14 protein-coding genes are annotated in these 14648 nt (G+C 45.6%); 9 read left to right on the top strand and 5 right to left on the bottom strand.

Annotated elements, in window-relative coordinates:
- Window positions 1-2: 2 nt before the first annotated feature.
- Both NC99_RS08995 and NC99_RS08990 read right to left on the bottom strand, forming a co-directional pair.
- Window positions 3-596 carry an HAD hydrolase-like protein gene (locus tag NC99_RS08995; protein WP_053182575.1) on the bottom strand — a complete coding sequence of 198 codons (594 nt, stop codon included), beginning with the start codon at window positions 594-596 and terminating at the stop codon, window positions 3-5.
- A gap of 215 nt (window positions 597-811) precedes the next feature.
- Window positions 812-1420, bottom strand: a complete 609-nt coding sequence (locus tag NC99_RS08990) for a histidine phosphatase family protein (RefSeq protein WP_053182573.1) — start codon at window positions 1418-1420, stop codon at window positions 812-814.
- Between the two features lie 258 nt (window positions 1421-1678).
- Here NC99_RS08990 and NC99_RS08985 point away from each other — a divergent pair, with 258 nt between their 5' ends.
- The 3 genes from NC99_RS08985 (at window position 1679) to NC99_RS08965 (ending at window position 7017) form a co-directional block, all read left to right on the top strand.
- Window positions 1679-4933 carry a S41 family peptidase gene (locus tag NC99_RS08985; protein ID WP_053182570.1) on the top strand — a complete coding sequence of 1085 codons (3255 nt, stop codon included), beginning with the start codon at window positions 1679-1681 and terminating at the stop codon, window positions 4931-4933.
- A gap of 436 nt (window positions 4934-5369) precedes the next feature.
- A complete protein-coding gene (locus NC99_RS08975; protein WP_157624726.1) occupies window positions 5370-5861 on the top strand; it encodes a leucine-rich repeat domain-containing protein in 492 nt (163 codons plus the stop codon).
- A gap of 457 nt (window positions 5862-6318) precedes the next feature.
- Window positions 6319-7017, top strand: coding sequence for a PhnA domain-containing protein (locus NC99_RS08965; RefSeq protein WP_204374954.1), 699 nt, complete (start codon window positions 6319-6321; stop codon window positions 7015-7017).
- An 8-nt stretch (window positions 7018-7025) separates the two neighbouring features.
- Here the strand turns inward: NC99_RS08965 and rlmF are convergent, their stop codons facing one another.
- On the bottom strand, window positions 7026-7997 hold the full coding sequence (gene rlmF / locus NC99_RS08960) for a 23S rRNA (adenine(1618)-N(6))-methyltransferase RlmF (RefSeq protein ID WP_053182555.1): 972 nt from the start codon (window positions 7995-7997) through the stop codon (window positions 7026-7028).
- Window positions 7998-8369: 372 nt separating this feature from the next.
- Here rlmF and NC99_RS08955 point away from each other — a divergent pair, with 372 nt between their 5' ends.
- The 3 genes from NC99_RS08955 to NC99_RS08945 all read left to right on the top strand — a co-directional run bounded on the left by NC99_RS08955 (window position 8370) and on the right by NC99_RS08945 (window position 10500).
- On the top strand, window positions 8370-8903 hold the full coding sequence (locus NC99_RS08955; RefSeq protein ID WP_053182552.1) for a hypothetical protein: 534 nt from the start codon (window positions 8370-8372) through the stop codon (window positions 8901-8903).
- Window positions 8904-8981: 78 nt separating this feature from the next.
- Entirely contained in the window at window positions 8982-10019 is a 1038-nt protein-coding gene (locus tag NC99_RS08950; protein WP_053182549.1) for a Gfo/Idh/MocA family protein, read from the top strand.
- A 217-nt stretch (window positions 10020-10236) separates the two neighbouring features.
- A complete protein-coding gene (locus NC99_RS08945; RefSeq protein WP_053182546.1) occupies window positions 10237-10500 on the top strand; it encodes a hypothetical protein in 264 nt (87 codons plus the stop codon).
- Between the two features lie 33 nt (window positions 10501-10533).
- Here the strand turns inward: NC99_RS08945 and NC99_RS08940 are convergent, their stop codons facing one another.
- Together NC99_RS08940 and NC99_RS08935 are read right to left on the bottom strand one after the other, a co-directional pair.
- Window positions 10534-11013 carry a PaaI family thioesterase gene (locus tag NC99_RS08940; protein WP_053182543.1) on the bottom strand — a complete coding sequence of 160 codons (480 nt, stop codon included), beginning with the start codon at window positions 11011-11013 and terminating at the stop codon, window positions 10534-10536.
- A 63-nt stretch (window positions 11014-11076) separates the two neighbouring features.
- Window positions 11077-11895, bottom strand: a complete 819-nt coding sequence (locus NC99_RS08935; RefSeq protein ID WP_053182540.1) for a prohibitin family protein — start codon at window positions 11893-11895, stop codon at window positions 11077-11079.
- Window positions 11896-12072: 177 nt separating this feature from the next.
- On the opposite strand from NC99_RS08935, the gene NC99_RS08930 reads away from it, so the two are divergent.
- The 3 genes from NC99_RS08930 (at window position 12073) to NC99_RS08915 (ending at window position 14487) form a co-directional block, all read left to right on the top strand.
- Complete coding sequence (locus NC99_RS08930) at window positions 12073-12942, top strand: nucleoside phosphorylase (protein WP_053182537.1); 870 nt, start codon at window positions 12073-12075, stop codon at window positions 12940-12942.
- A gap of 15 nt (window positions 12943-12957) precedes the next feature.
- Window positions 12958-13824, top strand: a complete 867-nt coding sequence (locus NC99_RS08925; protein WP_053182534.1) for a transglutaminase-like domain-containing protein — start codon at window positions 12958-12960, stop codon at window positions 13822-13824.
- Window positions 13825-14085: 261 nt separating this feature from the next.
- A complete protein-coding gene (locus NC99_RS08915) occupies window positions 14086-14487 on the top strand; it encodes a hypothetical protein (RefSeq protein WP_053182528.1) in 402 nt (133 codons plus the stop codon).
- Window positions 14488-14648: the final 161 nt, after the last annotated feature.

Genomic DNA, 14648 nt, shown 5'->3' with positions numbered 1-14648 from the left:
GGCTAATTTTTCAGAAACGGACGCACGTCAGTTAAAAACATACCAGCCGATTGGGCGGCCTGCATGCCCAAAACGCCATCTTCGTAAACATGGCACTTGTTGGGGCTAATCTTGACCAACTCGGCGCACTTCAAAAAGGTTTGGGGCAAGGGTTTGTGCTCGGTCACATCATCGGCCGTAACAATGGCATCAAACAAATCATAGATTTTCAAAGCTTTCAACTGCAATTCGGCACTGGTGCGGCTGGCGCCGGTGCCCACTGTCAGCGGAATTTTGCCATGATACTGGTGCACCAGGCTGATCACCGACTCGTGCGGTCGAAGTTTGTCGATACTGTTCCAAAACGTTTGCTGTTTCATACGCACCATCTCTTCCGGATCAACGCCTTTCAGGCCATTGTCGCGGATAATGCGGTGGGCAAATTCAATGGTAGGCATGCCAGTCATTTCTTCAATAATTGACGGGTCGAATTGGCATTGGTAGTGTTCGCAAACGGTGTACCAGGTGGCAATGTGTACCGGAAGCGAATCGGACAGTGTTCCATCTAAATCAAAAATCAAAGCCTCTGCGTCCGGGTGTTTATCTAGTATCATCATTCTTTTCTTGAAGTTCGGGGCGAATTTACGCTTTTTTTTGCAGCTAAAAATTTCCCTGAGGGCGTCCCTTCCAATATCCGGAGAATTTAATCTTCTATTAATTTAAAAACATCCGCTTACAGGTCCATTTGTCCTGCCGTGGCTACCAACTCATTAATCATTTAAAACAATTGAATGACCACTAAATGACCACAAAAAAAAAGATGGCGCCGCACTCACGAAAACAGCTGCGCAGTTCCCGGCGTTTCCAGATCCAGATGATCGGTGTTGTTGACCTCCACCAGCTTGTGCTTCCCGTTTGGGTGCAATTCAATTCGGCTCACCGAAGTATTCTTACTCACGTCCCACGAAAAATAATCCGCGGCCGGCTTGTTGGCAATCACCGTGCGAAAAGCCCGAATTAACCCGCCATGCGTCACCACAGCCACACTTTTCCCATCCGTTGTCGCCAGTAATTTTTGAATGAATTGGGAGGCCCGATTCATCATATCTTCATTGGTTTCAGAACCTTCGGGCAAGTACTCCCACTTCCAGTTTTTGGGAAATGGCTTTCCTTCCCACAAAGGCAAGGAACGCTCACGCAAAAGCGGGTCGGTTTTCAATGCCAGCATCGGATGAAACTTCAGAATCTCCGCGGCCGTGTCCATCGCACGCTGCAAGTCGCTCGAATACATCACATCGATCTCCTCGTTTTTCAGGCTCGAAGCTAAATTCCGGGCCTGTTGAATTCCCAATTCGGACAAGCATCCATGCTGCTGCCCCTGGCAAATATTACCGGCGTTTTCAATCGTTTCGCCGTGGCGGATAATCATCAGTTTAATCATAGTCAAATAATAGCTTTTTCAAGTGCAAATCCATCGAATTTCCCGAATTCGGGATACAAATAAGGACAAATAGTTTCAGAATCTGTTCAGAAGCCACTCCTTAGCAACATCACTTTATGCTAAAATAACCTTTCCGCCAATCAATTGTTATCAAAAAAGAAATCGATTTAAAAATCGTGTAATTGAAACGACCAAATGATACCTATAGTTTATTGAACGCACTTACAACCTTAATCATATAAATTAAATTGAATCCGTATGCTTAAAATTTATCTCTCATTTGTTTTTGTATTCCTGCTGGGAATCAATCTCGTTTCGGCGCAGTCCGACGAAGCCAGGCTGCTTCGTTTTCCTGCCATTTCCGGCAATCAAATCGTGTTTACCTATGCTGGTGATTTGTATTCTGTTGATGCCGACGGCGGCACAGCCCGCAAGCTGACCAACGATGTGGGCTTCGAGCTGTTTGCCCGGTTTTCACCGGATGGAAGCCAGCTGGCCTTTACCGGGCAGTATGATGGCAACACCGAAGTGTTTGTCATGCCAGCCAGCGGAGGAAGCCCCAAACGACTAACGCACACCGCCACCCTGGGCCGCGACAAGGTTTCGGACCGTATGGGCCCAAACAACATTGTGATGAGCTGGACGCCGGACGGCAAAAACATCGTTTACCGCTCGCGCAAGCAAAGCTTCAACTCGTTTAAAGGACAACTGTTCCAGGTTCCGGTCGAAGGTGGCTTATCAACAGAGCTCCCCTTGGCCGAAGGTGGTTTTTTAAGCTACTCGCCCGATGGAAATCAACTGGCCTTCAACCGGGTTTTCCGCGAGTTTCGTACCTGGAAATATTACGAAGGTGGCATGGCCGACGACATCTGGCTGTTCGACTTCAACTCAAAAGAAGTTAAAAACCTAACCGACAATAAGGCGCAGGATATTATTCCGATGTGGGCCGGCGATGAGATCTTCTTTCTGTCGGACCGCGACCGCACGATGAATATTTTTGTGTATAACACCAAAACCCAAGCGGTTGAGAAAGTGACGGATTTTACCGAATACGATGTCAAATTCCCTTCAATTGGCGGCGATTACATTGTGTTTGAAAACGGCGGCTACCTCTATAAAATGAATGTGACCGACAAGGAACCAGTGAAAGTTCCGGTTCAAATTGACAACGATTTTATCTATGCCCGCAACGAATGGACAGATGCCTCAAAGCGAATTACCGATGGCGATGTTTCGCCCAACGGCGAGCGTGTTGTTTTTTCGGCCCGTGGCGAGGTGTTCAATGCTCCGGCAAAAAAAGGAATCACCTATAACCTGAGCAAAACACCGGGAGCACACGAACGAAGTGCCGTTTGGTCACCTGATGGCAAATACATTGCCTACCTGAGTGATCAGTCCGATGAGTTTGAAGTTTACATTCAGGATCAGCAAGGCGATAGCGAACCCATTCAGTTAACCAAAGATGCGGACACTTACAAGTTCAGCCTCGAATGGTCGCCCGACAGCAAAAAAATTATGTGGTCCGACCGCAAGCACCGGCTTCGCTATGTCGATATCGACTCGAAAAAAGTAACTACAGTTCAAACGTCCGAGTACGGTTTAATCAGAGCCTACAACTGGTCGCCCGACAGCAAGTGGATTACGTTTGCGGAGTCGTCAGATAACCGCTTCTCGAAAATCATGCTCTACTCGGTGGATAGCAAAGACCTGCACGAAGTAACCGACAACTGGTACGACTCCGGTTCTCCATCGTTCTCAAGCGATGGCAAATACATCGTCTTTGTTTCGGCACGCGATTTCAACCCAACCTACAGCCAAACCGAGTGGAATCACGCCTACACCAAGATGTCGCGCATTTACCTGGCTATTTTATCGGATGAAACCAAATCGCCATTTGCACCGGAAAATGACACCGTAAAAGTGGAAGAAGCGCCGAAGGAAGAAAAGAATAAAAAAGACGACAAAGCCGATGAAAAACAGGATGACAAAACCGTAAAGATTGACCTCGACGGACTGGCCGATCGGATTGTTTCACTTCCAATTTCTGCTTCAAATTATTACAATGTATCCTGTGTGGGCGACAAGGTTTACTACATTGATTACAGCGACGATCGCAATGCCAAACTGTATGATTTGGATAAGAAGAAAGAAACGGTTTTGGGAAAATTCAATTTTGGTATCTCCGCGAACCACAATAAAATGTTGGTGGTGCAAGACCGCAAATGGGGCGTGATCGATCTGCCCACTTCAAAAGTCAACTTGGAAGAAACCATTGACCTGTCGAACATGAAGGTTTGGGTGGATTACCAGGCCGAATGGAAACAGATTTACGACGAAAGCTGGCGGCAAATGCGTGACTTCTTCTACGTTGAAAACATGCACGGGCTGGACTGGAAAGCGATGCACCAGAAATACGCCGTGCTGGTTCCGCATGCCCGCCACCGCGACGACCTGACCTACATTATTGGCGAATTGATTGGCGAACTGAATGTGGGGCACGCCTACGTGCAAAGTGGCGACCGGCCGGAACCCAAGCGAATTGAAACCGGATTGCTGGGAGCCAAGATTAGTGCAGACCCCTCAGGCTATTTCAAAATTGATGAAATACTGAACGGAGCCAACTGGAACAAAGGCCTGCGCTCACCGCTGAAAGAAGTAGGTGTAAACGCCAAACCCGGTGACTATATCATCGCCGTTGATGGGGTGAGCACACAAACCACCCGGGATTTGTTTTCGCTGCTGGTTGGAAAAGCCAACAAGGAAGTGGAGCTGACCCTGAACAGCAATCCGTCGGAAAGCGGTGCCCGCCAGGTATTGGTGACACCAATCGCTGATGAGTCGAACCTGTACTATTACAACTGGGTTCAAACCAACATTAAGAAGGTGAATGAAGCCACCAACGGCGAAGTGGGATACATTCACGTGCCCGACATGGGTATGAACGGACTGAATCAGTTCACCGAATTATTTTATCCGCAGCTCAACAAAAAAGGCCTGATTATCGATGACCGCGGAAACGGCGGCGGCAATGTTTCGCCCATGCTGATTGAGCGCTTGCAGCGGGTGGCCCAGCGAGCCAACATTCGACGCAACGCGACGCATCCAACGCCGGTTCCCGGGCAAATGATGCTTGGCCCAAAAGTGCTGCTGATTGACCGCTACTCGGCCTCGGACGGCGACTTATTCCCCTACGCCTTTAAACACTATAATCTGGGAACCGTCATAGGAACACGCACGTGGGGTGGTGTTGTTGGCATCAGCGGATCGCTTCCTTTTATTGACGGCGCTGAACTGAACAAGCCCGAATTCGCCTCTTATTCATCAGAGGAAAGCGAGTGGATCATTGAAGGCTACGGTGTTGATCCGGACATCGTACTGGACAATGATCCACACCAGGAATACCTGGGTAAGGATGCCCAGTTGGAAAAAGCCATCGAAGTGATCAAGGAGAAAGTGAAAACAGAATACAAACCGCTGCCGCCTGTGCCGGAGGCACCAGACAAGACAAAATAGATTTTTTCATACAAACAAGAAAGGAGGTCATTTGGCCTCCTTTTTTGTTTTTTACACTTTTTCCCCCTCGTCCTGGATCGTGGAGGCGCAAGAAGAGCCTTCAAGCAAGCGGGCTTAGGTGGCCTACGAGGGTTTGGCTTTGGAAATCAAGGGAAGGAAACAGCGAAGGGACTGGCTAAGAAAACCCTGTTTGACGATCCTGTATTCAGGATCGGAGTTGGTTTTCGGGGGGTGACTGATCCGTAGTTTTCCAGCCAAAGCATCGTCAGCCTTGATCTTTTTTGGTTCCTTTTTGGCATCAAGGCAAAAAAGGGACTGGGGTTTGGGGCAACGCCCCCGCCGAAGTGCCATTCGGGTCCACACAACCAAAATAAACCTTTAAGAAACGAAATGCCAGATTAATACGTTATTGATACAGAAACAATGATTTAGAAAGATGAAACGACTACAACTGTTACCCATAATGCTGCTTCTTTTGAGTTTATCCGTGTTTTCGCAGGAAAGCAATCCGGTAGAACTCTTTGAAGGACGCGGAATAACGAGTACTCCCCAACGAATCATGGATTTGAGCTATCAAAATTTGCAGGAAGTGCCGATCAGCACCAATTTGCCGGGCATTGAAGTGCTGATCCTCGACAACAACCAGCTGACCGAGCTGCCAAACTGGATCAACAACCTGACCAACCTGCGGATTTTATCTGTCCGAAACAACAAGCTGATCGAAGTAAACTCGCTACTCTCCCACTGCACCAAACTTGAACAGCTGCATCTGACCGGCAATGCAGCCTTGACCGATTTGCCCAACCTAAGCAGCTGCCGAAACCTGATGCTGGTGGATGTGGTCGGCACTCGCATCCGCGAAATCCCGGCACATATTCGCACAATGGACCACCTATACTATTTCAAATATAACCCTGGAGAAAAGTAAATTGGACATCTAACCGAGTTTGGAATAGTGAGGGTTTCACTTCGAGTGAAGCCCGCACTCGCAAGCGTTCGGCTGGGGGGCAAACCCGCTGAGTGGCCAAATAGGTTTTGGGCTAAAGCCCGCTTGCTGCAGGCTGTTTCGTGTCCCCCGGATGAATCCGGGGGCTAATGATGGTGCTCCTGCCCCAGCTGAAGTTGGGGATCGCTGATTCCATGATGTCCGTGGACTTGTCCATGATAACGATGGACTGTTCCACGATAACGATGGACTATTCCACGGTCTTCGTGGACTGTTCCATGATAAGCATGGAATACTTGCCGAAGAGCACGGACTGTTCCATGAATGCTATTTCCTTGTCCACGGTAATCATAGACTGTTCCACGGTCTTCGCGGACTTGTCCACTAGGAGGATGGAACACTTGCCAAGAACCGTGGAACACTTGCCAAAGACCATGGAATGGCCGAGAAGCGTGAAATAAAGAAGCAGGATGGCCTCCTTTCGATTTTTCTGGCTTATCTTTGGGCCCTTCAAAAAATAAAATATCGAACCCATTTAACACCATTGTCGAAGATGAGCCTGGAGAAGAAACTACACGAGCGAAGCGGATCAACATGCGAATTGTGCCGTTCAACCAACGAATTGCGTGCTTATGAGATTCCACCAACAACCCATACCGCGGTGGAGAAAAGCATTCTTTTATGCGATCGTTGCCTGGAGCAGATCGAAAACCCGGAAGCCATTGATATGAATCACTGGCATTGCCTGAACGACAGCATGTGGAGCCAGGAGCCCGCTGTTCAGGTGATGGCCTGGCGCATGCTCAACCGCTTGAAAGCCGAAGTGTGGGCGCAAAACCTGCTGGACATGCTTTACCTGGAAGACGACGTACTGGCCTGGGCCAAAGCAAACGGCGAAGGAGACAGCGACCTTGGCCAGCAGGCCAAACACATGGACTGCAATGGCGTAGCGCTTCAGGCTGGCGATACCGTGGTGCTGACCAAAGATCTGAATGTGAAAGGAACCAGCTTCACCGCCAAACGCGGAACAGCGGTGCGGGGAATCTCCATTGTACACGACAATCCGGAGCAAATTGAAGGCCGCGTCAACGGCCAGCAAATTGTGATTTTGACCAAGTTTGTCAAAAAAACGAACTAACGACCCTTTCATATCTTCAAAAATCTCTTCTTAACCCATTCCTGCCGCCCGGCTTTGCTTAAAAATGTCCAGCCAACCAGCCGGCTGGTTTTGTTGCCCTGCCCCATCGGAATGGTTTCAACTTCTTTGGCTTCAGCCTGCCGGAGCGCGCGATAGACACCCTTTAGCTTTTCCTGTTTCGACATTAAAGTGGAAAACCACAAGCAAGAAGTGGCAAATTGCCGGCTTTGCTGAATCATTTTCCGAACGAAGGCTGCCTCGCCGCCTTCGCACCACAATTCATGATGCCTGCCACCAAAGTTCAACTGCGATTTCCCGCTGGTCGCCTTATTCAGGTTCCGAAGCTTACGCATGGTTCCCGATTCAGCCTCTGCTTGCGAAGCATGAAACGGCGGGTTACAAACAGTCAGGTCGAACCGTTCGTTGGGTTGAATGATCCCCCTGAAAATATCGTTGGAATTCGTTTGCTGGCGTAAGTCGATTTTTCCGGTCAATTCTGAATTTTGAAGAATAATTTTACGGGCCGACTCCAATGCATGTTCATCAATATCGGAGCCTACAAATGTCCACCCATATTCCATCACACCAATAATCGGATAAATGACATTGGCTCCGGTGCCAACATCAAGACAGCGGACGGATGAACCGGTGGGGATTTGTCCTCCATTGTCCCGGCTCAGCAAATCAGCCAGGTGATGGATGTAATCAGCTCTCCCCGGAACCGGAGGACATAAAAAACCATCAGGAATGTCCCAATAAGTTAATCCGTAGCTCGCAACCAACAAGGCTTTGTTCAGCGCTTTAACCGCTTCAGGATCAGCAAAATCTATCGATTCGTCCCCATAAGCATTCTGCCTTACAACAGGAGCCAGTTCCGGACAAGCAGCAACCAACCGACCAAAATCATAACGGCCGCGGTTTTTATTGCGCGGGTGCAAGTTCGATTTTTCGTTCGGGTGAACCTTCTTTTTTGAGTGCATGCCTATTGATTTTGCGAGGTCCCAAATTTAGACCGAGTTCAAACTAAAAGCAAGTCAGCAATCATTTTTTTGAAATTCGATGACACGGATTCGCTTTCGGCATAAACAATTCGCATTTTGCTTATGTTCTACAATAGGACATGCGCAAAATCTTGTTAAATCGGGCTGGCAACCCAAGAAAACGCCGATCGATTTTTAATGGTTTTTCGCTTGTTTTTGAAAATGTTGTCCCATAATCGAAAAGATGCACTTTATTTTGGTCAGTGTATGTGGTACATTGCTAACCAAAAGTACTGATTCAATAACTCCTTGATATAACTTATTGACGATTAAGAATAAATGTCTGACATTAGCCTACCAATAGCATACAATATGACTCCTGCGGAAAGGTTTTATAAATATTTCAATCAAGCGTACGGTATTACAAAAAATAATGCTGATCCTGAATTAAAGAATGAATTCATAGAAGAATTTGTTACTCAAATTCCGGATGTGATTGATGAACTTGAAACCAACCTGATCAAACACGAAATCCACGAGTTCTACGTCAAAATTAAAAACCTAAAGTACCTATGTGAATTCAGTGAAGAATTTAATCGGTATTGGCTTTTGCTACGATCCGTTTCGGGGGGGCTCAACCGTTTACTTGAGGATCCGAGTTTGTACCATGTAAGTGACGTTTACATTTACTACTTTAGCCGCTATGGAGGCCGCCGGAAACTGCGTGATGAAAATTGGTTTGAAAGTCATCGCTGGGATTTCCTGGATAAAATGGCTCATATTTCCACGGATGATGAACTGAACGATTTCATTCTTGAAAAAATTGACGACCTGACAAGTTATTTTGAATTTTATAAGAAAGAACTTCAGGCCTTCATTTTCGAACTGAAAAAGCTGACTCCCTGATTTAGCATCAAGCGAAATTGTTTTTTTTCGAAAAGTTCGTGTGATATTGTTTATCTTGCTCGCCAAAAATCGATCATCATGACAAAACAATATCGCTGGGCAATTCTGGGTTGCGGAAAAATTGCCCGCAAATTTGCCGAAGACCTTAAACTGCTTCCCAATGCCGTGCTCTACGCTGCCGCATCCAGAAACCTGAAGCGGGCACAGCAATTTGCCAACGAAATAGGTTTTGAAAAAGCCTACGGCAGCTATACCGAATTGGTGGAAGATCCAAAAGTGGACATTGTTTATATTGCCACTCCCCATTCTCATCATCACGAACACGCGCTGCTTTGCCTCACACACAAAAAAGCCACCCTTTGCGAAAAAGCCTTCGCCATCAACGCCCGCGAAGCCCGCGAAATGATTGCCTGTGCCAAAGAAAACAACACCTTTCTGATGGAAGCCTTTTGGACACGGTTTCAGCCAGCCTTTCTGAAAGCAACGGAGATTCTCGAGTCGGAAAAGCTGGGCAAACTAAAAATGGTGCGGTCCGACTTTGCTTTCAATGCCGAAAAAGATGCCAGCCAGCGGCTTTATAATATTGACCTTGGAGGAGGGTCACTTTTAGATATCGGAATCTACCCGATTTTTGCCTCGCTGATGGCACTGGGGAAACCGACCGAAATAAAAACCCACACCCAATTTGGATTTACAAACTGCGAAGAAAGCATCATCATGAGCTTTAAATACGCCAACAACGCGATGGCATCGTTGGTTTCAAGCTTCGCGTCTCATTCGTCCATTCAAACCGAATACTGGTGCGAACAGGGTTATTTGCGACTCAATAAACGCTGGTTCGCCAATGCGCAAATCAGCATTTGGGAAAAAGGAATGGAACTTGAAGAAGTGGTTCCGGTTGAACCAATTGAAGGAAAAGGCTACCAGTACGAAGCCGCCCACGTGATGCAATGTCTGGATGCAGGCAAAATTGAAAGCGACATGATGTCCTTTCAAATCACCCTTGACCAATTGGAAATACTGGATCGCGTTCGGGCCGATGCTGGTATCGTTTTCCCAAAACACGACTTTAAAAGTCCCAATGAAAACGAACTTTTGGCCAAACGAGCAGAGTAAATCATACAATAAAAAAACAACTATTTTGGAGCAGATTTTTGAATTCGGCAACACATCATGTGTCCTTTTTGACTACCCGCCGGCCAAATGCATAAAAGAAATCAGCTTTTGGAAGCTTCATTAACATTTTTTAAAGAAAAAAACAGGCTGTTCGTCGATAAATCACCAAAACCTGAATTAAAAAAACCTAATTTTGGTTGCATTCAATCATTCAGTTATGAAGTTAATTATTCTCACATCTTCCATTTTTTATTTGTTAGGCCTGAAATTAACACACCAGGTTGAACTTGAACAACCATTTGCAACCGATAGTGTCATCATTACGGCTCCCGTTGAGCAAATCGAGATTCCGGAACCCGAAGCAGCACCAAAGGAAGAAGCTCCGGTGATTGATGACAAACCCGACACCATTCAAAGTTCAAGGTCAAACTCCATCATCGCTCCATGGTTTCCGATGATTGAGGAACTTGATCCGGCCTAAAGACGACCGGCAGCCGCAAACTCCTGATAATTTCTATTCGTAAAAAGCATCAATGCCCGGGTAGTGATATTTTTTGCGGGCTACTTCCTCCGAAAAAATGACATACTTGACATCCGCCTCTGCGCAAAGTTCATTTTCAGCATTGAACAACTGCGCATGGATAACAGCCAATCGCTTATTCATTTCCACCAACCGCCCTTTCATTAAAATTTCGCCCCGGGTTGTAAAAACCGGCCTTTTGTATTTCACCTTTAATTCGGCTGTAACGCCGGCTGTTTTGCATTTTGTATAAACCACCCAGGCAGCAATTTCATCCAACAGGGTAGCCTGGATTCCGCCATGCAGTACCTCCACCCAGCCTTCAAACTCGCGGCGTGGGTTCCACTTCGAAATAATACTTTCGCCATCATCCCAAAACTCCAGTTTCAAACCGATTGGATTATGCGGTGAGCAGCCAATGCATCGGTAAACTTCCGGATCATCATGGCGATGTACATTGATAATTTTCTTCATCTTTTTTGAATAAAAAAGCCGGTCAAACCAATCAGGCTTGCCGGCTTATATGGGGATTTGCTTTTAGTTATTTCCCAAAATCAGCGGTAATCCATCTTTGGTGCTACCAATGACGACCACTTTCGAATTGGGCGATTTTGCCAGATCCAAAGTAGCTTCTATTCCACGTTGCTTTAGAATGCTGGACGTCAGCGATGCATCAATAATTCGATTGTAACGGGCAATCGCTTCCGCATCAATACGCTTTTTCTCCGCTTCTTGCTCTGCTGTTTGCAAAGTATATTGGTAGGTTAAAAAAGCTTGCTCTTCTTCGAGCTTGGTTTCAATAGCTGCCTTTATTTTTTCCGGGAGGTTGATCGACCGAATTAACAACGCGCGCATGGCAATGTTGTTCTTCTCAAGAATCTTTCCGGTTTCCTCAATAATTGAAGCCTCTACCTCACTACGTTTGGTCGAGTAAATTTCCTCGGCAGTAAAACGCCCGGCAACCTGTCGCACCGACGACCGAACTTCAGGAATAATGAGTTGGTCAATATAACGTGTTCCAAAAACCTCGTGCAGGTAACCGATCTTGTCATACATTGGGTTAAAACGCACGGACACATCAACATTTACCGACAATCCGTTTTTATCCAGCACATCCATTGTTTCTTCCCGGGCCTGCTCTTTCACATCGTAAACAAACAAAGTGTTCCAGGGAGCTACAATGTGAAAACCCGGAATATAAATACTCTCTTTGTCTAAACCTGAGCTAAACGGACGGAAAATAACACCGCGCTCACCGGGCTGAATGGTAATAAACATGCTGCTTCCGAAAAACAACAGTACAACGACAACAACACCTGCGATAATTAAATAAGACTTTTTGAAATTGAAATCCATTGGTATAATTTTTATAAATTGACTAGAAAGTAAATGTAACAGAATTTTAAAGATTTCCTCGAATAAACAGTTAAATCTTAGTAAAAAGCTGTTAATATAGCTGATTCATAATAACAAGGCCTTGGCTAAATCAACTTTTTTTGTTTAGATTTGACCTGACCAAAAAAACATATTTATATGATTGGTTCTTCAGAATTGATTATTAATGAGGACGGAAGCATTTTTCACCTCCACTTAAAACCAGAACAAGTAGCGGATACCGTTCTTTTGGTTGGAGATCCAGGCCGCGTTGACTTAATCGCATCTCATTTTTCCAGCACCGAATTTAAAATTGCAAACCGCGAATTTGTATCGACCACTGGAACTTACCGCAATACCCGAATAACCGTAATTTCAACCGGCATTGGAACCGACAACATCGATATAGTTCTCAATGAGCTGGATGCGCTGGTCAACATCAACCTGCACACAAAAGAGATCAGCGAGAAAAAACGCTCACTCAGAATTATTCGCATTGGAACCTCGGGAGCCTTACAAAAAGACCTTCCGGTTAATTCGTATGTCATATCCCGAAAAGCGATTGGATTTGATGGTTTGCTGAATTTCTACGCCGACAGGGCGCTTATCTCTGATCTCGACTTTGAACGCAATTTCATTGCTCACACCGAATGGAATCCGCATCTGGCTAAACCTTACGTCGTTGATTCATCTGACTATTTGTACCAACTGATGAAAGACGACAGCTTTCACGCAGGCGTAACCATTTCGGCCCCGGGCTTTTATGGTCCTCAAGGCCGGGTTATTCGATTGGAAACCGCCGATCCGCATTTAAACGAAAAAATTGAGTGTTTTTATTATAATGATTTTCAGATAACCAACTATGAAATGGAATGCTCGGCGATTTACGGGCTTTCTGCTTTGCTTGGGCACGAGGCATTAACCGTTTGCCTGATTATTGCCAACCGAACAACAAAACAAGCCAGCGAAAATTACCACCCACATATGAAAAAACTGGTTCAGTTGGTTTTAGACAAACTAACCACTTAATCGTGATGATAGAGGATGAAAAATGAACGACTGCAGGCATTGATCGCTTTACTGGATGACCCGGACGAAGCAGTTTTTCACGAAGTTGAACAACAACTGCTTTGCGAAGACGGGCGAATAATTCAGCAATTGGAGCAAATATGGGAGACCAGCCTGGACGAACTGATTCAGTCGCGGATTGAAAATCTTATTCAACAAATCCAATTTGCCGAAACCCGAACCAAAATCCTGAACTGGGGCAATCAAAAACAAGTCGATTTGTTCGAAGGCTTTTTCCTGATTAGCCAATATCAATATCCCGACCTGAAGCTGAAAACGATCAAGTCAAAAATTCAGAAGATTTCAAATGATGTTTGGCTTGAGATCAACAATAAACTGACCTCGCTTGAGAAAATCACCGTATTAAACCACATTTTTTACGACACCAACAAATTTTCGGTGAATCTAAGCCACCTGCATTCACCACAAAATTGCTACATCAACCAGCTGCTCGAAACGAAAAAAGGCAATGCCATTTCGGTTGCTGTTTTATATGCCTTGATTGCCCGCGAATTGAAATTTCCGGTTCAGTTTATCAACTTCCCCAAAACACCCCTGCTGGCCTATATTGATCCTGAACTGGCACGCGAAGTTCACGGCAGTGATTATAAGTCTTCCATTTTGTTCTACATCAATCCGTCCAACAAGGGCGCTATCATTGGACGAAAAGAGGTTGATTTTTTTCTGAACAGAAACGAACAGTTTGGAACAGACGATTTCTATGAACCGTGCGAAGACAAAATCATGATTAAAAAGTTACTGGAAAGCCTGATCGAAAGTTATCAGTCGCTGGGCTATCAAGATAAAGTTGACGACTTAAATCGAATCGCTGATTTCCTTTAAGGCCTTTGCCGGATATTGATTATCCCACTAGCGCATTGATTTGGCCAGAAGGCTAATCGTTGCGAGGTCATTAATCTCAAAAACAAGCCTGAAAACGAATGCGGATCAGCATGAAAATAAATCGCTAATTCAGAAGATGATTTCATCAGGAATTTTATTTTTCATGCTAACTTTGCCAGCCAATTCATTCAAAAAAAGGAGTTTGATTTTCAACGCTCTTTGGTTTGAGTTGTTTATTTCGATGAAGGAAGGAAATAAGTTATGCTGGTTTTAGTAGGAATTATTGTTGGATTGTTCGTGTTGTTGGTCGTTGGAACCTGGCTGTCGAATCGGTTTGGGAAAAAGGATCCGGAAGCCGATGCAAGCGATGAAGGAGTGAATGTTGCCCTGGACTGCTGCGGTGCGCACGAGGTGTGCGATTTTGAAGAGATGCTGAAAAATCCCGATGAAATCGTCTATTTCGAAGATGAAGAGCTGGACCGTTACCAGGGAGTCAATCCAAACGAATACCGCGACGAACAAATTGATGAATTTCGCGATGTGCTCTATACTTTGGATAGCGAAGAAATCCGCAAGTGGCTGCTCAGCATCGAGCGGCGTAAAATTCAATTGCCCTCGGTTTTAAAGCAGGAAGCCATCCAACTTCTGGCTGAAGCTTCGTAGGTTACTCTTCAAATATGATTGTCTGTTTAAACGATTTGTTTTGTCGTTGCTGTCAATTATTGTCATCGATCGTTAGAAACCACTGAATGACCACTGAATGACCATGAATGACTATTTAGTCAATCCTTAAAAACAAAATAAATCACTGGTTATCAACAGGT

The organism is Sunxiuqinia dokdonensis, from assembly GCF_001270965.1.
In the GTDB taxonomy this organism is placed as follows: Bacteria; Bacteroidota; Bacteroidia; order Bacteroidales; family Prolixibacteraceae; genus Sunxiuqinia; species Sunxiuqinia dokdonensis.
This window is presented reverse-complemented; position numbering and strand designations above follow the sequence as displayed.